This is a genomic window from Nonomuraea sp. SYSU D8015 (genome assembly GCF_008065375.1).
GTDB lineage: Bacteria > Actinomycetota > Actinomycetes > Streptosporangiales > Streptosporangiaceae > Nonomuraea.
This window is the reverse complement of record NZ_VJYI01000003.1, coordinates 707,133-727,346: the sequence shown is the minus strand read 5'-3', so window position 1 is coordinate 727,346 and position 20,214 is coordinate 707,133. Positions and strand designations below refer to the sequence as shown.

The window sequence follows — 20,214 nt, the reverse complement described above, 5'->3', positions numbered from 1 at the left end:
CCAGCGTGCTGGCGCGCGTATGAGAGAACGATGAGAGCGTCGACCCGCGGGTTTGTGCCACTCTGTGCAGGTGAGGCTGCTACCAGGCTCGATGCGGGCCCGCGTGACCTTCGTCACCGCGGCGGGCGCCGTCGGCGTGCTCGCCGTCTGCCTCGGCCTCCTCTACGCGACCCTCGACCGCCAGCTGTGGGCCGCGATCGACGACGGGCTGGCCGTCCGCGCCGGCGACCTGGCCGTGGCCCTGGCCAACGACGACGTCGCCGCCCTGATCGACGACCCGATGGCCCAGCTGTACGGGCCCGGCGGGGAGGTGACGGCCGGATCCCAGTCGCTGCAGGGCCGGCGGCTGCTCACCGCCGAGCAGGTCTACCAGGTCGGGGACACCGCACTGAGCACGCGGACGCTGCCGATCGGGGAGGACGGCGCGCCGATCTCCGTACGGCTGCTGTCCCAGCGCCTCGAACCGGGCGGCGGCGTGCTCACGGTCGGGGTGTCGGCCGAGCCCGTCCACGCGGCCAGAGACCGGCTGGCGATCGTGCTGTTCCTGGCGGCGCCGCTGCTGGTCGCCGCGCTGGCCGCCGGGGCGTGGGCCGTCGTGCGCGCCGCACTGAGACCCGTGGACGCCCTGACCAGCCAGGCCGAGATCATCTCGTCACTGGAGAGCGACAGCCGCCTGCCCGACGTGCCCGGCGACGACGAGATCGCCAGGCTCGCCCGCACCCTCAACGACATGCTGGCCAGGCTCGGCGTGGCGGCCGAGCGCGAGCGGGCGTTCGTGGACGACGCCAGCCACGAGCTGCGCACCCCGCTCGCGGTGCTGCGCGGCGAGCTGGAGCTGGCGCTCGACGCCGTCGGCGACGACCAGGAGGTCGAGCAGTCGCTGCACGCCGCGCTCGGCGAGGTGGACCGGCTGTCCCGGCTGGCCGACGACCTGCTGATGCTGGCCCGGGCCAGGGCCGGCGCGCTCGTGGTCCGCACCGAGGCCGTCGACCTGCTCGACCTGGCCGCCGCCGAGGCCCGCCGCCTCGGGCCCGCGCTCGGCCTGCGCATCGAGGCGTCCGGCGACCCCGTCGTGGTCAGCGCGGACCCGGAGCGGCTCCGGCAGGTGCTCGCCAACCTGGCCCGCAACAGCGCGGCCGCCGGCGCGGGCGGTGTACGGGTCCGGGTCACGCACGACCGGGACTCGGCCACCGTGGAGGTCGCCGACGACGGGCCCGGCTTCCCCGAGGGGCTGCTGGACTCGGCGTTCGCCCGCTTCACCCGGGGTGACGACGCGCGCAGCGGGGTCTCGCCCGGCGCGGGGCTCGGCCTGTCGATCGTGCGGGCGGTGATCAGCGCGCACGGCGGCATCGTGTCGGCCCGCAACGGCGACCCGCTCGGCGGCGCCGTGGTCACGGTCCGCCTGCCGCTGACATAGCTCTCATTCTGCTCTCATGGGCGCTACGGCACGATCGGTGCCATGAAGGCAGATCAGCATCCCCTCACGATCCTCGGCCGGGCCGGGCGCAGCCGCTGGGCCCGGCACCCGGGAGTCCGCACCGGCTCCCAGCTCACGCTGGGGGAGCGGGCTGCCGACCGGACGCGGCTCGTCATGGGGTCGTGGCCGTTCGTCCTCACGTTCCTCGGCGTGCTCGCCGTCTGGATCGTCGGCAACGGGCGGCACGGCTTCGATCCGTACCCGTACATCCTGCTCAACCTGGTGTTGTCGTGCCTGGCCGGTCTGCAGGCGTCCGTCCTGCTCATCGCGGCCAGGCGCAGCGACCAGGTGGCCTCGGAGCTGGCGATGCACGACTACCAGACCGTCCAGGCCACCGCGACGGCCATCGCCGCCCTGCGTGCCGACGTCGCCGACCTGTCCGCGCAGCTCGCCCGCGTCGAGGCGCTCGTGAAGACCCGCCACCCGGTGGCCGGCGGTCAGTGACCGCGCGGGCGGAAGTCTCAACCAGGGAGAGGGGCCGACGGGACCGGCTCCTCGACGGGGACGTAGTCGTGGCGCATGCCGTGGCTGCCCAGCCACTGCCGCATGCCCGCGACGGCCGCCGGGTTCGCGGCCACCTGGGCCGCGTACTCCGACAGCGCCACCTCCTCGCCGTCGTCGAACAGCAGCCGCGCCGGCCCCGACCACGACAGCGTCCACCTGGCCTCGCCGAGCTGGATCAGCACCGCCTCCAGCGCCTGCCCCAGCACCCCGGCCAGCAACGTCTCCGACGGGTTCCAGCCCAGCTCGCGCAGCCGCTCCTCCAGCTCGGCCTGCCGCCCGCGGGCGATCGCCTCGAACGCCGCGTCCAGGTACGGCCGCGCCGCCCCCATCACCCGCTGCCCGGCCACCGCCAGGTCGTGCAGGGCCTCGGCGTTGCGGCCGGCGTACATGCCCTCGGCCACCAGCTCCTCCCACGGCACCGGCCGCAGCCCGGCCAGCGCCTCCGGGGTCCACATGGAGTGCTCGACCGCCTGCACCGCCACGTTCGCGTCGTGCAGCAGCGTCAGCGCGGAGCGCGGGTCGGGCACGTGCTGCGGCTCCGGCAGCTGCTCGATCGCGGCCAGCCGCTCGGCCAGGCTCGGGTGGGAGTCGTACGGCGAGATCTCCTCCGGCTCCGCGCCCAGCTTCGCGATCTGGGCCTGCCGCTCGGGATCGCTCATCATCGCGTGGAAGCCGCCGAACACCGAGGCCGGGCGGGCGCCGCCCGCGCCCGCCAGCGACAGGTAGTTGTTGACGTACAGGTCCCAGCCCAGCGCGGTCGCGTGGATCTTGCGGAGCGCGCCCGCCATGGCCTGCCGGCCGCCGATCGCGACCGCGAAGTGGTCGGCCTCCAGCTCCTGCTTGCGCGAGACGGCCTGCGAGACGCGCAGGTAGAGCTTGGCGTACCAGGTGAACAGCTTCTGGATGAACGGGTGGTTGCCCAGCCCCTGCACGGTCGCGATCAGCGAGACCCGGCCCCGGTAGACCGGCGCGCCCAGCCGCGTGTGGGCGCCGCTGTAGTGGCCCAGCTCATGCCCCAGGACCGCGCGCATCTCGTCCACCGTGAGCGTCTGCAGCAGCGGCAGGCCGATGAACATCCGCCGCCTGGTCGCCCGCAGCCCCAGCCACCGCGTGTCCTCCGACACGGCCGCGTTCACCTCCGCGACCAGCCGGATCTCGTCCGGCGGCGCCGTGCGCACGCGGCGGGCCAGATCCTCCACCGTCTGCCACAGCACCGGCTCGTGCTCGCGGCCGACCGGCACGCCCGGCTGCTCGCCGCCCTGCCGGCGGCTCACCATGAACAGGGCCCGCACGAGCGCGCCCGCCGCCAGGGTGAGCACGATAGCGATCTTGACGGTGTTCGCGTGGAATTCGACGAGCAGCATCACGTCGAAGAAGATCGCGGCCACCATGATGAGGCCGACCAGGACGTAGAAGCCGGCGAGCAGGGTGAAGGCCAGCACCGCTCGGAACGCTGTGGTCATGGAGGAGGACTCCCAGGGGAATGGGTTCTCGCGAGGCTCGACATTAGCGGAGTCGGGAAACTGGATAAAATCACTGAACCAATGCCGTACTACGACGAGCACGACCAGGAGCGTTGGGTTCCGGAACCTCCCGGCAATCCTGAACGCTCCGCGTTCGAACGCGACCGCGCCCGGGTGCTGCACAGCGCCGCACTCCGCAGGCTGGCGGCGAAAACGCAGGTCGTGGGTCCTGGAGAGACGCCCGGCGGCGGCCAGCACATCCCCCGCACCAGGCTCACCCACTCGCTCGAATGCGCCCAGGTCGGCCGGGAGATGGGCGCCACGCTCGGCGTCGACCCCGACCTCGTCGAGACCGCCTGCCTGGCGCACGACCTGGGGCACCCGCCGTTCGGCCACAACGGCGAGGTGGCGCTCAACGCGCTCGCCGCCACGTGCGGCGGCTTCGAGGGCAACGCCCAGAGCCTGCGCCTGCTCACCAGGCTCGAGGCCAAGGTGCTCACCGAGGACGGCCGCAGCGCCGGGCTCAACCTGACCAGGGCGGCGCTGGACGCGTCCATCAAATACCCGTGGACCTGCGACAAGGGCCCCAAGTTCGGCGTGTACGACGACGACCTGCCGGTGTTCGCGTGGATCAGGGAGGGCGCCCCGCCGGGACGGGTGAGCTTCGAGGCGCAGATCATGGACTGGGCCGACGACGTCGCCTACTCCGTCCACGACCTCGAGGACGCCCTGCACTCCGGCCACGTCACCCCCGAGGCCCTGCAATCGCGCGCCGAGCGCAGGCAGGTGTGCGAGATCACCCGCATCTGGTACGCCCACGGCGCCGACCTCAACGAGCTGGAGGAGGTCTTCGCCAAGCTGATCGCCGACCCGCTCTGGCCGCGCCGCTTCGACGCCACCCTCTCCGACCTGGCCGGCCTCAAGGCCCTCACCAGCGGCCTCATCGGCCGCTTCTGCCGCTCAGCGCAGGCCGCCACCAAAGAGGTGTACGGCTCCCGCCACCGCGCCGACCTCGTCGTCCCCCACGCCACCCGGCTGGAGTGCGCGCTGCTCAAGGGCGTCACCGCCCACTACGTGATGACCACCGAGGACCACCACGCCAAGCAGGCCAGGCAGCGCGAGCTCATCACCGAGCTGGCCGCCATGATCACGCTCGGCGCGCCGGGCACGCTGGAGCCCGCCTTCCGTCCCGCGTACCTGGAGGCCGCCGACGACGCCGCCCGCGTCCGCGTGGTGATCGACCAGATCGCCTCGCTCACCGACACCTCAGCCGTGGCCTGGCACCGCAGGCTCTCCCGCTGACCAAGGTTTCTCCATGAGGGCTGTGAGCTGACACAACCCGCTTTCCCGATCCCCGTAGCGGGCGGATACTGCGCCCATGGCCACATATGTGATCGTCGGCGCCGGACTGGCCGGGGCGAAGGCCGCGCAGACGCTGCGCGAGGAGGGCTTCGACGGCGAGATCGTGCTGATCGGTGCGGAGAGGGAACGGCCCTACGAGAGACCGCCTCTGTCCAAGGACTTCCTCCAGGGCAGGAGCGAACGTGAGACGATCTTCGTCCACGGCCCCGAATGGTACGCGGACAACGGCGTGGATCTCCGGCTCGGCATCGGGGTGACCCGCATCGAGCTCGATCATCACCTCGTCAGGCTCGGCAACGGATCGCGCCAGCCGTACGACAAGCTGCTCATCGCCACGGGCGCCGCCCCCAGACGGCTGCCCGGGCCCGGCCACTACCTGCGCACCGTCGAGGACAGCGAGGCGCTGAAGGAACGCCTCGCGCAGTCCCGGAGCGTGCTGATCGTCGGCGCGTCGTGGATCGGGCTGGAGACCGCGGCGGCGGCCCGCGCGGCCGGCTGCGCCGTCACCGTCGTCGAGCCCGAGCCCACCGCGCTCAACCGGGCGCTCGGCCCCGAGCTGGGCGACGTGTTCGCCCGCCTGCACGCCCGCAACGGCGTGGACCTGCGCTTCGGCACCGCCGCCGCGGAGATCACCGACACCGGCGTGCGGCTCAGCTCCGGCGAGCGGCTCTCGGCCGACCTCGTCGTGGTCGGCATCGGCGCCGCCCCCGAGGTCGGCCTCGCCCGCGACGCGGGGCTCGAGGTCGGGCAGGGCGTCCTCACCGACGCGGCCCTGCGGACCTCGCACCCCGACGTGTTCGCGGCCGGCGACGTGGCCGAGTGGTTCCACCCGTTGTACGGGCGGCGCGTGCGCGTCGAGCACTGGGCCAACGCCCTGCACGGCGGCCCCGCCGCCGCCCGCTCCATGCTCGGCCAGGAGGTCGTCTACGACGCGATCCCGTACTTCTACACCGACCAGTACGACCTGGGCATGGAGTTCTCCGGCGACATCGAGGGCTACGACGAGATCGTCTACCGCGGCGACGTCGACAGCCTGGAGTTCATCGCGTACTGGCTGCGCGACAGCCGCGTGATCGCCGGCATGAACGTCAACACCTGGGACGTGGTCGACGACATCCAGCAGCTCATCCGGTCGGGCGTCCCCGTCAACCCCAAGGAACTCGCTACGGGCCAGCCGTGATCGCGGCCGGGGCGACGTCCTCGCCGGTCTGCACCTCCGGCTGGTCGGTCTGCGCCTCCGGCTCCTCGCTCTTCGCCGGCCGTGAGGTCTTCTTCGACGAGCACTGGACGGTGCACCGCGGCGTCTCGCCGAGCTTGGCGCGCAGGGCCAGCGTCTCCTCGCGCGGCGAGAGCGTGCGGTTGCCCGACCGCCAGGCGTCGAGGTAGTCCCACGGCTTGACCATGCCCCGGCGCACCCACCAGAAGGACGGGCCCGTCTTCCACGAGATCGCGAAGTAGAGGTTCGGGCCGGTGTCACGGGCGTTGCCCGACCGGCCCACCCGCCCCAGCAGCTGCCCGGCCTTCACCCGCACGCCGGGCTCGATGCCGTCGGCCACCGAGTCGAGGTGGCCGCCGAGGTAGCGGACGCCGTCGTCACCGATGATCGTGACGAACCTGCCCTCGCGGTCGGCGCCGGCGTCCGTGGACGGCTTCCACCTGTTGTTGACGTTGACCTCGTCGACGACGCCGCCGATGGGGGCCACGAAAGCGCAGCCCTGCCCGGCCCAGATCGTGGTCTTGGGCAGCACGAGCAGCTTGCGCTGGTAGGTGGTCTCGCACCCCTTGACGGGGAACGTGTACGTGTACTTCGACAGCTTCGGCGGCGGCACCTTGACCGGGTCGTCGCCCTTCGGCGGCTCCTCGGCGGACTGGGGCACGGGGCTCGGGATCGTGGCCGTGACCGACGGGGTGCCCGTGGGCGTGGGGGTCGTGGGCGAGGCCGCGCTCACGCCCGCCAGTCCGGTGGCCTGGCTGCAGGCGCCGGTCAGCAGCAAGGCGCCCGTGACGGCCGCCCATCGTCCGAGATGCCCCGATCGCATGATCTCCACCTGCGTCACCGTTTCCACCGACAACCTTTACCTTTGTAGCCGACCGCGGCACCCCGCAGAGCCTGTTTCCCCCGATAGCAACCCAGGGGTGATGCCATTCTGGCGGCGGGTGCCGGGAACGTCGGTGGGGCGGAATAGACTCACCGGCGTGGCTGGCCGGATCCGTGATGTCGACATCGCGCTCGTACGCGAGCGTTCACCCATCGCCGACGTGATCGGCGAGCACATTCAGTTGCGCAACGCCGGAGGCGGCAACCTCAAGGGCCTGTGCCCGTTCCACGACGAGAAGAGCCCGTCCTTCAACGTCACGCCCGAGCGCGGGATGTTCTATTGCTTGGCGGCGGAGACACAGGTCATTACCTGGGAGGGCGTGCGTCCCATCGCCGAGCTCGCGGGCGGGGTCCATAGGATCCTCGCATCGGACGGCACTTGGGTGGACGCGCCGTTCATGTCTTTCGGGGTCCAGCCGCTCATGAAGATCGTGGTGAGCCGTAACGGGCAGCGGAAGGAGATCTTCGCCACGCCCGAACATCGCTGGTTCGTGCGATCGGGGCGGCGGCAGGACAAGCGCGCCGAGATCCTTACCAAAGACCTGAAGCCGCGTCACCGGCTCGTCACGGTGTTTCCGGGCTCGCGCATCAAGCGCACCACGCCGTCGCCCTTTGGCGTCGCTCATGGAATCACCTTCGGTGACGGCACCCGAGCCGCCACGGGAAGCAGGGCGACACTCGACGCTGTCAAGGATGCGCAACTCCTCAAATGGTTCCCCCTCAGCTACGTGACGGAGAGCACCGGAGGGACCTCTGGTAACACCAGGCAGCTCCTGGTCCATCACCTGCCGCGGTTCTTCAAGGAGCTCCCCTCGCTCGACGAATCCGTCCCGTACCTTTACGGCTGGCTGGCGGGCTACCTAGCTGCCGACGGACATGTCGCAAAAGACGGAACGATCATGCTCAACTGCGCGGACAAGGCGACGCTGGAGTTCGTCCGCGCTGTCTGCACGAGGCTTGGGATCGGCACATACGGCATCACAGAGCAGGTCCGGGTCGGCTTTCCGGGGAGAGAACCCAGCTCGCTCTACCGCGTCCACTTCGTCAACGAGGACCTCACCGAGGACTTCTTCCTGATCGACGAACATCGCCTGAGGTTCTCCGGTGCGGAGAAGGCCTTCGCCAGGCGCGGCTGGGTGGTTCAGTCGGTCGAGGAGACCGATCGGGTGGAAGAAGTGTTCTGCGCCACTGTTGACCATGGACATGCATTTGTCCTGGAAGACAACATTTTGACGGGGAATTGCTTCGGTTGCCTGGAAGGCGGCGACGTGATCACGTTCGTCGAGAAGATCGAGCATCTGTCGTTCAGTGAGGCCGTCGAGCGGCTAGCGCAGCGGGCCGGGATCCACCTGCAATACGAGCAGGGTGGCTACGTTCCCCGGCGCGACCACGGCGAGCGGGCCAGGCTGATCGAGGCGCACAAGGCGGCCGCCGAGTTCTATGCAAGCAAGCTGTTCGGGCCCGACGCGGCGGCCGGGCGGCGGTTCCTGTCGGAGCGCGGGTTCGAGAGGGCGGACGCTGAGGCGTTCGGGGTCGGGTACGCCCCGGCCGAGTGGGAGGCGCTCACGCGGCACCTGCTGGGGCGCGGGTTCACTGCCGAGGAGCTGGTCAAGGGCGGGCTGGCCAAGGAGGGGCGGCGCGGGCCCATCGACCGGTTCCGCGGGCGGCTGATCTGGCCGATCAGGGACGCGACGGGGGATGTGATCGGATTCGGAGCGCGAAAGCTGCTCGATTCCGACGATGGTCCGAAATATCTGAATACGCCTGACTCGCCGCTTTACAAGAAGAGCCAGGTGCTCTACGGGCTTGACCTCGCCAAACGGGAGATCTCTAAGCGGGCTCAGGCCGTGATCGTCGAGGGCTACACCGACGTGATGGCTTGCCACCTGGCTGGAGTGCCGACGGCGGTGGCCACCTGCGGCACGTCGTTCGGCGAGGAGCACATCAAGGTTCTCCGTCGTTTCCTGCTTGATCATGCCAACTATGCAGGTGAGGTGATCTTCACGTTCGACGGGGACACGGCAGGTCAGAAAGCGGCGCTTCGAGCGTTCGGCGACGATCAGAAGTTGATGGCGCAAACCTATGTGGCTGTGCAGCCCGACGGACTCGATCCATGTGACCTGCGACTCCAGCAGGGCGACGCCGCAGTGCGCGATCTGATCGCGAGAAGGGAACCGCTGTACAAGTTCGCCATCAAGAGCACGATTGAGCGATTCGATCTTCAGAGTAACGAAGGCAGGCTCGCGGCGCTGGACGCTGCCGCGCCAATCGTGGCCGGGATGAAGGACAAAGGCCAGCAACGGGTGTACGCCATCGACCTCGACAAGTGGTTGGGGTTCATGGATGAGAGCTTCGTTCTGCGGCGCATCGCGGAGGTCGGCAGGATGCAGCAGGGCCGTCCGCAGCGGGCGCCCAGGGCTGCGCCCCTCGATCCGAGCGTGCGGGTCGAGGGCGAACTGCTCAAGCTGGCAGTGCAGCGGCCCGCGTTGCTGGGGCCGAGCTTTGACGCCCTCGACCCGCAGGTGTTCACGGCGGCTGACCACATCGCCCTGCACAAGGTCATTGCGGCGGCTGGGGGCGTGGCTTCGGCGGCTCACGGGGGGCGAGAGTGGGTGGACCGGCTGCTGGAGCATGCTCACGAGGAGGGTTCGCGGGCACTGGTGACGCGGTTTGCGGTGGAACCCATCCAGTCCGATGCGGACGTAGAGGAGCGGTACGCCGCTGGCGTGCTCGCCGCCATCGAGGCAATCGCGGTCGACCGGGCCATCGCCCGGGTCAAGTCACGGATCCAACGGCTGAATCCGGTGGAGGAGCCGCAGGAGCACAACAAGTTGTTCGGGGAACTGGTCGCGCTGGAGCAGCAGCGCAGGGTCCTGCGCGCCCGCGCCGCGGGTAACTGACGCCCAGCCACCGGCATCGGCGGGGCTGCACGCTCATCTGCTCCAGGCGCCGGGTGGCCGTACTCGGCCAGGGCGGGCGGTTTGCGTCACCCAGACTGCGCCCGCCGACACGGCCCCGGCCGCTGTCACGAGTGTCCCCCGGGCTGCGGGCGCACGCCGCCACACGGGTCGGCAGAGACGACGGCGCATCGGTCTCTGGTGTCGTCTCAGGTTGCCGGAAGGACGCGTCGCCCGTACGAAACCCCCCAAGAACCGGATCTATGCGGCAGGCGGTTGATAACAGTTCGGCTGCGACCACAAGCGGCATAACAGGGTGGTTGACCAGGGAACCTGGCGCGGTCCACGATGCGACAAAGCAGGTGGACAAGGGTTTCCAGGCAGGGAGAAAGATGCGTCCGGCCGGCGACGGTGCCGGGCGCGTGAATCCTGATCGCGTAATTGACTTTACTTTCCTGATCAATCTTCGGCTAAACCTTATTTCGATCTCAATTCGGTAAGGACGATCGTCTTACCTTCGGTGACAAAAATGGGTCTGCCATTTGATGGAACCAATACTGCAGACTGTCTCCCGTGGGTGCATCGGTGCTGCCAAGCAGTCCGCCATCGGTAGATCAGGTGGCGGACCTCGTCGCGAAGGGAAGAGAGCGCGGGAGCGTAACCGTCGATGACGTCGCAGCCGCGCTTGACCGGTCCGAGTTGCCGTCCGACGCGCTGGAGCGCGTCGTGCGGATGCTCGCCGAGAACGGCGTGGAGGTCCTCGAGCCCCAGGGCGACGAGGAATCCACCCGCGCCGATGAGGAAGACGTAGGCAAGCGGGCGCCGACCAGCGATCTGGTCCGTATCTACCTGCGGGAGATCGGCCGGGTGCCGCTGCTGACCGCTGAGGAGGAGGTGGAGCTCGCCAAGTCGATCGAAGCCGGCCTGTTCGCCGAGGACAAGCTGGCCAACGGGGTCTCGCGTCTGGCCTTCCCGGAGTTCAGGGAGCTCGTGTGGCAGGGCGCCCGAGCCAAACAGCGGCTCATCGAAGCCAACCTCAGGCTCGTGGTGTCGATCGCCAAGCGGTACGTGGGCCGCGGCATGCTGTTCCTGGACCTGATCCAGGAGGGCAACCTCGGACTCATCCGGGCCGTCGAGAAGTTCGACTACACCAAGGGTTACAAGTTCTCCACTTACGCGACCTGGTGGATCCGTCAGGCGATCACCCGGGCCATCGCCGACCAGGCGCGTACGATCCGCATCCCCGTGCACATGGTGGAGACCATCAACAAGCTCGTCCGCGTTCAGCGCCAGCTCCACCAGGATCTCGGCCGCGAGCCGATCCCCGAGGAGATTGCCAAGGAGATGGACCTCCCTGTCGATCGCGTGGTGGAGATCCAGCGCATCGCCCAGGAGCCCGTGTCGCTGCAGTCGCCGATCGGCGAGGAAGACTCCGACCTCGGTGACTTCATCGAGGACGCCGACGCGGTCGTGCCCATGGAGGCCGCGGCCTTCATCATGCTGCAGGACCAGCTCGACGACATCCTGGCCACGCTGTCGGACCGCGAGCAGCGCATCATCCAGCTCCGCTTCGGCCTGGCCGACGGGCATCCGCGCACGCTGGAGGAGGTGGGCAGGGAGTTCGGCGTCACGCGGGAGCGCATCCGCCAGATCGAGTCGAAGACCCTGGCCAAGCTCCGCCACCCGACGCGGGCCCAGATGTTGCGGGACTACCTGGACTGATCCTTCGAGGCGGGCCGGGGCGGCAGGGCCCCGGTCCGCTCGCACGTTCAGGAACAGCCCTCGAACTGCGGCACCGCCACCGTGCTCAGGTCGAGTCCGGACTTGCCGAACCACCTCTTCAGGAGCTTCTCCGCCGTCCCGTCCTGGTACATGTCGGTGATCGCCCGGTTGACCGCCTCGCAGCCCGGCACGTCGCCCTTGCGCAGGCCCACCCCGCTGCGCTGCTCGTTGAACTGCGCGTTGCTCAGCCGCAGTCCCGAGCCGTCCTGCATGGCCAGGCCCGCCAGGATGACGTCGTTGGTGGTGACCGCGTCCACCTGCCCGCTCTTCAGCGCCGCCAGGCACGCCTTGTAGTCGGCGAACGGCACCAGCCGCGCCGCCACCTTCCGCTCCTCGACGACCCGCTCGGCCGCGTTCGACCCCTGGATCGCGCAGATCCTGCGGTACTTGAGCTCGCGCACGTTCTTGATCGTGTCCGTCGACCGCGTCAGGATGTCCTGGTACGAGATGTGGTACGGCCCCGCGAACAGTACCTTGGCCTTGCGGTCCTGGCTGATCGTGTACGTCGCCACGACCATGTCCGCCTTCCCGCCCACCAGCGCCTTCTCCCGCTCGGCGGCCAGCACGGGCAGGAACGTGACGTCCTTGCCGAGCTTCCCCGCGACGTAACGGGCCACGTCCACGTCGAAGCCCTCGAACGTCCCGTCGGCCTTGCGGAACCCGACGGACGGCAGGTCCGGCCGCACCCCGATGACCAGGTCGTCCTTGTCCAGGATCGACTCGGGCCCGCCGGTCCCGCAGCCCGCGACCACCATCGCGGCCGCGAGGGCCGCCACCACCGCCAGCACGCGCTTCACCGGTACTCCTTGAGTCGAGGCCACACCCCGGCGATCACCAGCAGCCCGATCCCGGCGATCGCGAACGGCAGCAGCCGCCACAGGTTGTCCAACGCGCCTTCGCCGCGGGCGATCGCCCGCTTGAACACGTCCTGGTGCCCGTTGGACAGCTCCACGAGCTCGCGGTCATAGGCGTCGAACGACGTGGCCACAGGACCGAACCGGGCGGCCACCGCCTCGGCGGTCCGGCCGCTCCTCACCAGCTCGCGGAACTCCTTGTCGGCGGCCTGGAAGCCGCGGTAGGCCCCCAGCACCTCCGCGCCCTGCCGGCCGACCAGCTCGGGCGCCAGCAGGCCGAGGAAGTTGTTCGAGCCCGTGGCCACCTTGTCGTGATAGGCGTCCAGGTTGCCGACGTCGGTGTAGATCACCGACAGCGACTTGTCGAGGAACGTGAACTCGTACGTGTCGGCCCGCTCCTTGTCCAGCAGATAGCGGCTCTGGTCGCCCTGCATGCTGCTGCTGATCGCCCGGGCCTTGGCCAGTGTCAGCACCGAGTCGAACCCGGACACCTTGGCCTCCTTCAGCGCCGCCTCGTCCTGCGCCAGCACATTGGCGCCGAAGAACATCGACACCCCGGTCGTCACCGTGGCGACCAGCAGCGCCGGACCGAACACCCGCCGGAACCGGCCGGCCAGGAAGACCTGCAGCCACAGCAGGCAGCCCAGCGCGAGCAGCCCGGCCACCACCACCGCGCCCCGCAGGACCGGCGCCATGAGCGCCTTGTCGTCGTAGGTACGGCGCACGATCGTGCCGTTCTCCAGGGTCAGGTTGTACGCCTGGGGCAGCAGCACCAACCGCATCAGGTCGGTCGCCTGGCGGTAGGTCGCCACCACCTCCTCGGGCGGCGGCCCGGGAGCGTGCTTGGAGCGCTCGTCGAGCAGCAGCGCCTGACCGACCAGCCGCTCGTACCTGCCGAGCCCGGCGAGCACCGACTCCACGGTCCGCCGCTCGGCCGGGTTGTCGCCGGACAGCTCGAACGCCTGCAGCAGCGCCTGGTTCGCCTGCAACCGGCGCCGCTCGTACCAGGCGATGGCGTCCTGGCGCTGCCGGGCGTTCGCCTCGCCCATCACCAGCGCGTTGGCCACCCGCGCGTCCATGTCGCTCAGCGCCAGGTAGAGCCCGGCGGTGGCGACCACCTGCGGCCCGGCGTCGCGGCCGATGACCCGCAGCCCGTCGCGGGCGGTGGCGGTGCCGACCGCGAGCGCCGCGAACAGCAGTGCCAGCGAGGCGACGGTGATGCCGGAGATGAGCCGGATCCGGCCGGGCACGCTCCGGCGCGCCGGCGGCGGGGCGGCCCCGGCCGGCGCCACCGCGCCCCGGCCGGGCACCATCACGGTCATGGCGTGCCCTCCCTGATCGTGATCACGGTCCACGCGCCCAGGTGGATCCGGTCGCCGGGGCCGACCCTGACCGGCACGTTGACCCTGAGCGGCTTTCCGTTCACCTGGGTGCCGTTCGACGAGCCCGGGTCGACCAGCATCCAGGAGCCGTCCGGCTGCGCCAGCAGCACGGCGTGCAGGTGCGAGACGCCCGGGTCCTCCGGCGGCCCGCTCAGGTCGATCTCGGGCGTCAGGTTCCTGGCCCTGCTGCGCCGCCCGATGCGCACCTGCTCGCCGTACAGACCGAACGAGCGCTCGGGGCAGTACGGCGGGAACGCCACCGTGTCGGCGTCCGGGCCGCCCTCCGCGATGACCTTCTCGTAGTAGGAGCGGTCGGCCGCGGTGACGGCCTCCCACCGGGCGGCCCCGGTCGCGGGCAGCGGGACGGGCGCGCCGCCGCCGGTGAAGTCGTGACCGCAGACCTCGCAGAACTGCCCGGCCCTCGGTGTCTGGCAGATGGGGCAGCTCTCGGCCGGATCCGCGGCGGGGGCCTGGGGCTGCGGCGGGGGCGCCGCCGTCATCTGGGCGCCGCACACGTCGCAGTAGTCGTCGGCGCCCGACGCGTGCCCCTGCGGGCAGGTCGCCATCAGCTTCCTTCCTTGCGCAGCCGGCTGGTGCGGACGGAGCCGGTGTCGAGCTCGATCTCGTCGGCCTTCTCGACGTTCCTGCGCAGCCGGGCCGTACCGGTGACGGGATCGACCTCCACCACCTTCTCCAGCAGCCGCGCGGTGTCCTCGCGGCCCGACTCCGCGGCCAGCTCCCTGGCCCGGGCCAGGCGGGCGGTGGCGGTGTCGACGTCGCCCATCGCCCTGGCGCTGAGCCCGTCCTGGATCAGGTCGTGCAGCTCCGCCTGGCCGGTGTAGTGGCGGACCTTCCCGTTGATCCGGGTGGACAGCGCCAGGTCGTCGGTCCACTGGGCGAGCACGTTGCCGCTGGCCACGACGTCCCCGGTGTCGGGACGGACGAGCTTGACCCAGCCCGCCCTGATCTCCTGGCCGATCTGCCCGGGCGGCACCTCGACGCAGATGTGGTACTCGCGCTCCTCCGTGCCCCACGAGCCGGTCGGGTAGTCGCCGGTCAGCGGGTTGACGTCGGTGCGCTTGCCGGTCAGATCCAGGAGCACGGGGGAGACCTGCTTGACGAACTTCAGCCGTGCCGTCTGGGGCACCCACACCCGCAGCGACAGCTCGGCCACGGTCTTGCTCATCGACGTCTGGGTGAGCCGGCGGAAGTACTCCGACAGATCCCCCTGGTTGCGGACGAAGTCGAACGTGCCGAGCATCGCCTCGGCCACCTTGCGCAGCTCGGCGGGCACCCAGTCGTCGCCGACCCCCAGGCAGTCGACCACGAACTTGCCGCTCCAGCCGGCCAGGACGGAGGCGAAGACCTCGGCGCGCTCGTTGTTCTGGCCGTCGGTCATCAGCAGCGCGTGCCTGATCGCCGACGGGTGCGCGGTGAGCAGGCTGCCGGCCAGCTTCAGCCACTCGCCGATGGCGGTGCCGCCGTGCGCGGAGAGCCGGCCGATCGCCCGCTGAGCCTCCGCCCTGGTGGCGCCGGTGGCCTTGATCAGGTGCGGATTCCCGCTCGGGTACACCATCCTGGCCTGTTCGGTGCCGGCGATCACCGCGAAGTACACGTCGTCGCGCAGCGTCTGCACGGCCGTCGCGGCCGCCTGCCGGGCCTCGCGGATCTTGCCGCCGCTCATCGATCCCGACGTGTCCACGATGATCACTTCCGCGGCCTCGGCAGGGGCCGCCTGCCTGGTGACACCGCCCGTGGAGCCGATGGTGAGGATGGCGTGCACCTCACGGCCGTCGAGGGGGAGGTACTTGTTCTGGTCGATGGTCAACGTGAAGGAGGGCTGGTCACTCACGGGCATCTCCTAAAGGGATCAAGGCAATGGTCACGTTGTCCTGGCCGCCGGAGTCCAGCGCGTGCCGAAGCATCTCCCCGGCCATCTCGAGAGGGGTGCCGGCGCTGGGGAACGTGTAGCCGTCCAGGTAGCGCCACAGGCCGTCGCTGCAGACGAGCAGCAGGCCGGGCGCGGGAGGGGCGAAGGCACGTACGGTGGGCGCGACGACCTCGGCGTCCGCCCCGAGCCAGGCGGTGATCTCACCGGTCTCGATCGCGTCGTCCTCGGTCAGCAAGGTGCTGTGTGTGATCGCCGAGCCCCGCTCGGGGACCGGCGACAGCCAGTACGCGCGGGTGTCGCCCGCCCAGGCGAGCGTGATGCGGCCCTGCTGGACGACGGCGGCGATGTACGTGCACGCGGGGGCGTCGTGGACGGAGGTCGCCAGCTTGGCCACGGCCCGGCCCGCCAGGTCGAACGCCTCCTCGTGCGGCAACCCCCTGGCCAGCGCGGCGGACGCGGCCCCGACGGCCGCCGCGGACGCCTCGTCGGCTCTGGGCGAGCTGCCCACGCCGTCGCACACCACGGCCACCACCGCGTCACCGGACGCCAGCAGCGCCATCGCGTCCTCGTTGCGGCTGCGGCGCAGCCCCCTGTCGGTCACGGCCGCCGCGCCGCCGTCCAGCACGATCTCCGCGTGGTCCCTGCCCGTGGGCTGGCGCAGGCCGCACCGCTCGCAGTAGCCCTCCGCGTCGACGGCGGCCGCCCCGCAGGACACGCAGGCCGGCGCGTCCAGCATGTGGCCGCACGCCTCGCAGTAGGTGTCGCCCGCCAGCACAGGCGCCTCACACACCGGACATCTCACACCGTCCCCGGTCACAGCCACGTCCCCAGTCACCCCCGCGTCCCCGGTCACAGCCACGTCCTCGGCCGCACGGCGTTCGCCTGGTCGATGAGGGCGTAGCGTTCCTCGCGCGAGTCCGCCCCGACGGCCAGCTTGCGGTAGAGGGACTCCAGCCGCCGGCGCAGCCCCGGCTCGGTGAACGGGGCGCCGGCCAGCTTCAGCCCAGCAGGCGGCTTGTTACCGTCCAGCCAGGCAAGCGCGCCGTGCAGCAACTCGGCGATGAGCCGGTCGCGGCGGCGCGGATCCAGGTCCGACACGTCCTCCAGGCGCTTGGCCGCGGCCACCAGGTCATGCGGGGAGATCGTGCTCGGGTCGGACCGGCGCACCGCCGCTGCGGTCAGCGCGACCTGCGCCGCCACCCGGTAGCTCGACGTCACCGGCACCTCGTCCAGCACGCTCATCCGGCCCGTCCTGGCCAGCCCGAACGCCGCGCTCACGTACCCGTGGTCGGTCCGCCACACGGTCTCGTACCAGGGGGCCGCCTGCCGGCCGGCGCACTCCAGCGCGAAGGCCAGCGCGAGCTTGGGCGCCGGTTCGCCCGGCAGCATCGACAGGCACGAGTCGAACATCGACACCGCCAGGTCGGCCTGCCGCGTGGCCAGCGCCAGCACGCCGCGGTACCAGGTGACCCGCCAGTCGCCGGGCAGCTCCGCGGCCAGCGCGTTGAGCGCGACCGGCGTCTCGGCCGCGCCCTCCTCGGCCATCAGCCTGGCCCTCATCAACCTCGTCTCGGGCGTCTGCGGCATCGCGGCGAGTTGCTCGATCAACTCCTTGCTGTCCCGCCCGAGCAGGCCGGCCAGCGCGCCCGCGGCCGGGTCGGCCGGATCGACCAGCGGCACCGGCAGCGCGGCCGCCGCCGACACCGGGTCGAGCGCCCCGAACACCTCGTCGTCCTCCTCCGACAGCGCCGTCCCCACCGCGCCCCGCTCCGGCCCGAACAGCGTCGAGGGATGCGGGTACGGCACCCCGTCCTCCTGCGCGCAGACCTCGCGCAGCACCCCGACGAGCTGCTCCTCCATCTCCCAGGCGCTCTGGAACCTCTCGGCCGGATCGTCGGCGGTGGCCCTGCGCAGCAGCCGGGTGAACGACGGGTGCCCGCAGTCCTGCGGCAGCGGGACGGCCTTGCCGCCCCTGGCCGGGCTGAACCCCGGGGTCGCCAGCACCGCCAGCGTCCTGGCCACGGTGTAGAGGTCGCTGGTCACCGACGACGACTGCCGGTCCAGCTCGGGGGCGTGGTAACCGGTCGTGACCCACGACGTGCCCGGCGGCGAGCCGATGGGCTGCACCGCGCCCATGTCGATGAGCTTGAGCCCCTTGCCGACCCTGATCACGTTGGCCGGTTTGAGGTCGCAGTAGACCAGGCCCTGCTCGTGCAGGTAGCCGAACGCGTGCAGGATCTCCCGCCCGTACATCAGGGTCTCGCGCAGCGGCAGCGGGCCCTGGCGGCGCAGCTCGTGCAGCGACTGGCCGCCCACGTACTCCATGACGATGTAGCCGAAGCCGGCCGAGCGCTGGAAGTTGAAGATCTTGACGATGTTGGGGTGGTCCATCGTGGTGAGGAACTTGCGCTCCGCCTCGGCCACCCGCAGCGCCTCGATGTCGTTGGTGTTGAGCAGGCCCTTGAGCACCACCCACCGGCCGTCGAGGTTCTCGTCGGCGGCCAGGTAGATCCAGCCGAGCCCGCCGTGCGCCAGGCAGCCCAGCACGCGGTACTGGCCCACCAGGTCGTCCTTGTTGAGCTTCGGGGTGAAGGAGAACTGCGTGCGGCAGTGCGGGCAGAAGCCGTCCGCCCGCCCCGGCCGGCCGTCCCTGGAGCGGCCGACGGGCTTGCCACAGTCGGGGTTGGCGCAGAACCGCTTGTCCTCGGGCACCTCGGGGTCGGGCAGCACGGCGGTGGCCGGGTCGCGGTAGGGCACCGACGGCAGGTCGGCGATGGTGGCCAGCACCCCGGCCCGCGACCTGCCGCTGCTCGACGGCCCGGTCATCGGCCTGCTCACCGGGCTGGTGCCCGGCGAGGAGGGCTGCGTCGGCAACGGGGCGGAAGGCGGCGCGGCAGCCGAGGTCGCCGCGTGGCCGCACAGGTCGCAGTAGCCCTCTTCGATGGTGCCCGTGCAGCCGGGCTGCGCGCAGCGGGTCATGACCTACCTCCGTGTATCGCGCGCTGGTAGTCCTCGACGGCGGCCGCCGCCTTCGTCAGGTCGCAGGGTGCGGTCCAGAGCAGCGCACGCGCCCGGGCGAACAGCGCGGAGGCGGCCGGGTCCTCCGCCATCCCCTTGCGCACCGCCATCACCTGGCAGGCGCCGAGCCGGCCGCGCAGCTCGTCCCTCCTGCTCACCAGGCCGTACAGCGCCTTCGCCGTGGCCTGCGCCTGCTCGGCCGCCTTCCGGGCGTCGCTCTCCAGCTCCGCCAGGCGCTTGCCCCGCAGCACCCAGCCGTCGGCCGCGACGTCGAGCGCGTCCAGCGCGGCGGCCAGGGCGTCCACCCTGCTCCGCGGCTGGGCCTGGGGCGGCAGGGCGATCTTGACGACGACCGCGCCGTGGGCGAGCCTGGCCTCGCTCTCGGCGGCCCGCACCTGGTCCAGCGCGGCCACCAGGTCCTCCCGCCGCCGACCGAACTCCTCCTTGACCACGACCGCCAGCTCCAGCTCGGCGACCGCGCCCGTCAGCAGCCCGGCCAGCCGGTCGAGGTCCTGCTCGATCGCCACGCCGAGCGGGTCGGACACCACGGCCGCGCGCATCCGCCCCAGCTCGGCCTCGTGGGCGGCCAGGCCGGCGGCGCTCTCGCCGAGCTCGCGCTCCAGCTCGCGGATCCGGCGCAGGTCGGCGTCGGCGGCGTCGAGGCGGGGCAGCAGGGCGTTCCACTTGGCGTCGATGTCGTTGAGCGCGGCCGTGACCTCCTGGAACGCGGCGTCCATCCGCGCCACGGTCTCGTCCAAAGTCAGCCGCTCGTCCGTCTGCGGCAGCAGCGAGCGCTGCTCGACGGGCTTGGCGGCGGGCTTCAGCACCACGGAGGCGCCCGCGAGCAGCTCGGTCAGCGCGGCCAGCTGGTCGGCGCCCGGTCTGGTGCGCGCGGCCCTGATCTGCTCGGCGTCGCGCAGCACCGCGCGATAGGCGTCGTTCAGCCCCCACAGCCGGGCCAGCGCCTCTTGCGCCGCGGCCCAGCGGCGTTCCGTCTCGCCGCGTAAGGAGGCTCCCTTGAGCAACTGGTAGGTGGTATGGGATTCGAGATCGAGCAGGTCGCCGGAGATGCGGTCGCGTTCGTCGGCCCGAGCGCGCAGCGCGTGCTCGACGCCCTCCCTGCTCATAGGTGGTCCCAGGCTCATCACGCTCCCCGTGAAGAGGCCCCCCGATGCCCCGTTATACCGGCTCAACGGGGCGTCTGAGCGGTTTAGTTCCTTAGGCTCGGGGTGACCCCTGACTTGTCCCTGATTCAACCCTGTGTCGCCTGCAATCCGCTTAAAGGATCTCTTAGCGTTGCGGGCATGGGACGCATACTTCTGATCATCGCGGCGGTCGTCGCCGCGCTCGTACTGCTCGGGCCCCTCGTGGGCTTCGCGCTCAGCCTCCTCAAGTGGGCCCTCATCATCGGAGCCGTGGCCGTGGGCGTCATGCTCCTGTCGAAGTGGGCCAAGAGGACATAGCTTCCTGAGGGATCCCCAGTCAT

General features: G+C 70.9%; 16 protein-coding genes. 7 read left to right on the top strand and 9 right to left on the bottom strand.

Annotated elements, in window-relative coordinates; translation table 11 throughout:
* Nucleotides 1–70 precede the first annotated feature (70 nt).
* Both ID574_RS18690 and ID574_RS18685 read left to right on the top strand, forming a co-directional pair.
* A complete protein-coding gene (locus ID574_RS18690; RefSeq protein WP_223166830.1) occupies nt 71–1,417 on the top strand; it encodes a sensor histidine kinase in 1,347 nt (448 codons plus the stop codon).
* Between the two features lie 42 nt (nt 1,418–1,459).
* Entirely contained in the window at nt 1,460–1,921 is a 462-nt protein-coding gene (locus tag ID574_RS18685) for a DUF1003 domain-containing protein (RefSeq protein WP_188190147.1), read from the top strand.
* Between the two features lie 17 nt (nt 1,922–1,938).
* On the opposite strand, the gene ID574_RS18680 is transcribed toward ID574_RS18685, so the two are convergent.
* Entirely contained in the window at nt 1,939–3,444 is a 1,506-nt protein-coding gene (locus ID574_RS18680; protein ID WP_188190146.1) for a M48 family metallopeptidase, read from the bottom strand.
* Nucleotides 3,445–3,525: 81 nt separating this feature from the next.
* Here ID574_RS18680 and ID574_RS18675 point away from each other — a divergent pair, with 81 nt between their 5' ends.
* The gene (locus tag ID574_RS18675) at nt 3,526–4,746 is read left to right on the top strand and encodes a deoxyguanosinetriphosphate triphosphohydrolase (protein ID WP_188190145.1); all 1,221 of its coding nucleotides are present in this window, start codon (nt 3,526–3,528) and stop codon (nt 4,744–4,746) included.
* A gap of 76 nt (nt 4,747–4,822) precedes the next feature.
* Entirely contained in the window at nt 4,823–5,986 is a 1,164-nt protein-coding gene (locus tag ID574_RS18670; protein ID WP_188190144.1) for an NAD(P)/FAD-dependent oxidoreductase, read from the top strand.
* On the opposite strand, the gene ID574_RS18665 is transcribed toward ID574_RS18670, so the two are convergent.
* Nucleotides 5,970–6,845 (bottom strand): M23 family metallopeptidase, encoded by an 876-nt coding sequence (locus tag ID574_RS18665; protein ID WP_188190143.1) that lies wholly within the window; start codon nt 6,843–6,845, stop codon nt 5,970–5,972. The two genes, ID574_RS18670 and ID574_RS18665, sit on opposite strands and share 17 nt — an antisense overlap.
* Before the next feature lie 157 nt (nt 6,846–7,002).
* Between ID574_RS18665 and dnaG the strand changes: the two genes are divergently transcribed.
* Nucleotides 7,003–9,804 (top strand): DNA primase, encoded by a 2,802-nt coding sequence (gene dnaG / locus ID574_RS18660; protein ID WP_188190142.1) that lies wholly within the window; start codon nt 7,003–7,005, stop codon nt 9,802–9,804.
* Nucleotides 9,805–10,419: 615 nt separating this feature from the next.
* On the top strand, nt 10,420–11,523 hold the full coding sequence (gene rpoD, locus ID574_RS18655; protein WP_262496009.1) for an RNA polymerase sigma factor RpoD: 1,104 nt from the start codon (nt 10,420–10,422) through the stop codon (nt 11,521–11,523).
* Nucleotides 11,524–11,570: 47 nt separating this feature from the next.
* On the opposite strand, the gene ID574_RS18650 is transcribed toward rpoD, so the two are convergent.
* From ID574_RS18650 to ID574_RS18620, 7 genes are read right to left on the bottom strand one after another with little or no spacing between them, the layout of a single operon-like run.
* Complete coding sequence (locus ID574_RS18650) at nt 11,571–12,380, bottom strand: transporter substrate-binding domain-containing protein (protein ID WP_188190141.1); 810 nt, start codon at nt 12,378–12,380, stop codon at nt 11,571–11,573.
* Entirely contained in the window at nt 12,377–13,759 is a 1,383-nt protein-coding gene (locus ID574_RS18645; RefSeq protein ID WP_188190140.1) for a hypothetical protein, read from the bottom strand. Before ID574_RS18645 ends, ID574_RS18650 begins: the two co-directional genes overlap by 4 nt.
* Nucleotides 13,756–14,385, bottom strand: coding sequence for an FHA domain-containing protein (locus tag ID574_RS18640; protein WP_188190139.1), 630 nt, complete (start codon nt 14,383–14,385; stop codon nt 13,756–13,758). The genes ID574_RS18645 and ID574_RS18640 overlap by 4 nt, the downstream gene beginning before the upstream one ends.
* A complete protein-coding gene (locus ID574_RS18635) occupies nt 14,385–15,671 on the bottom strand; it encodes a vWA domain-containing protein (RefSeq protein WP_188190138.1) in 1,287 nt (428 codons plus the stop codon). Before ID574_RS18635 ends, ID574_RS18640 begins: the two co-directional genes overlap by 1 nt.
* Nucleotides 15,664–16,500: a PP2C family protein-serine/threonine phosphatase gene (locus ID574_RS18630; protein WP_223166829.1), complete on the bottom strand. Its 837-nt coding sequence runs from the start codon at nt 16,498–16,500 to the stop codon at nt 15,664–15,666. Before ID574_RS18630 ends, ID574_RS18635 begins: the two co-directional genes overlap by 8 nt.
* A 59-nt stretch (nt 16,501–16,559) precedes the next feature.
* Entirely contained in the window at nt 16,560–18,689 is a 2,130-nt protein-coding gene (locus tag ID574_RS18625; protein ID WP_188190137.1) for a serine/threonine-protein kinase, read from the bottom strand.
* Nucleotides 18,686–19,855, bottom strand: coding sequence for a hypothetical protein (locus ID574_RS18620; RefSeq protein ID WP_188190136.1), 1,170 nt, complete (start codon nt 19,853–19,855; stop codon nt 18,686–18,688). The genes ID574_RS18625 and ID574_RS18620 overlap by 4 nt, the downstream gene beginning before the upstream one ends.
* A gap of 177 nt (nt 19,856–20,032) precedes the next feature.
* Here ID574_RS18620 and ID574_RS18615 point away from each other — a divergent pair, with 177 nt between their 5' ends.
* The gene (locus ID574_RS18615; RefSeq protein ID WP_188190135.1) at nt 20,033–20,191 is read left to right on the top strand and encodes a hypothetical protein; all 159 of its coding nucleotides are present in this window, start codon (nt 20,033–20,035) and stop codon (nt 20,189–20,191) included.
* Nucleotides 20,192–20,214: the final 23 nt, after the last annotated feature.

Coding starts and splice junctions, on each gene's coding strand:
- ID574_RS18685 (WP_188190147.1), top strand. CDS start 1,460: ATGAAGGCAGATCAGCATCCCCTCACGATCCTCGGCCGGGCCGGGCGC.
- ID574_RS18680 (WP_188190146.1), bottom strand. CDS start 3,444: ATGACCACAGCGTTCCGAGCGGTGCTGGCCTTCACCCTGCTCGCCGGC.
- ID574_RS18675 (WP_188190145.1), top strand. CDS start 3,526: ATGCCGTACTACGACGAGCACGACCAGGAGCGTTGGGTTCCGGAACCT.
- ID574_RS18670 (WP_188190144.1), top strand. CDS start 4,823: ATGGCCACATATGTGATCGTCGGCGCCGGACTGGCCGGGGCGAAGGCC.
- ID574_RS18665 (WP_188190143.1), bottom strand. CDS start 6,845: ATGCGATCGGGGCATCTCGGACGATGGGCGGCCGTCACGGGCGCCTTG.
- ID574_RS18645 (WP_188190140.1), bottom strand. CDS start 13,759: ATGACCGTGATGGTGCCCGGCCGGGGCGCGGTGGCGCCGGCCGGGGCC.
- ID574_RS18640 (WP_188190139.1), bottom strand. CDS start 14,385: ATGGCGACCTGCCCGCAGGGGCACGCGTCGGGCGCCGACGACTACTGC.
- ID574_RS18625 (WP_188190137.1), bottom strand. CDS start 18,689: ATGACCCGCTGCGCGCAGCCCGGCTGCACGGGCACCATCGAAGAGGGC.
- ID574_RS18620 (WP_188190136.1), bottom strand. CDS start 19,855: ATGAGCAGGGAGGGCGTCGAGCACGCGCTGCGCGCTCGGGCCGACGAA.
- ID574_RS18615 (WP_188190135.1), top strand. CDS start 20,033: ATGGGACGCATACTTCTGATCATCGCGGCGGTCGTCGCCGCGCTCGTA.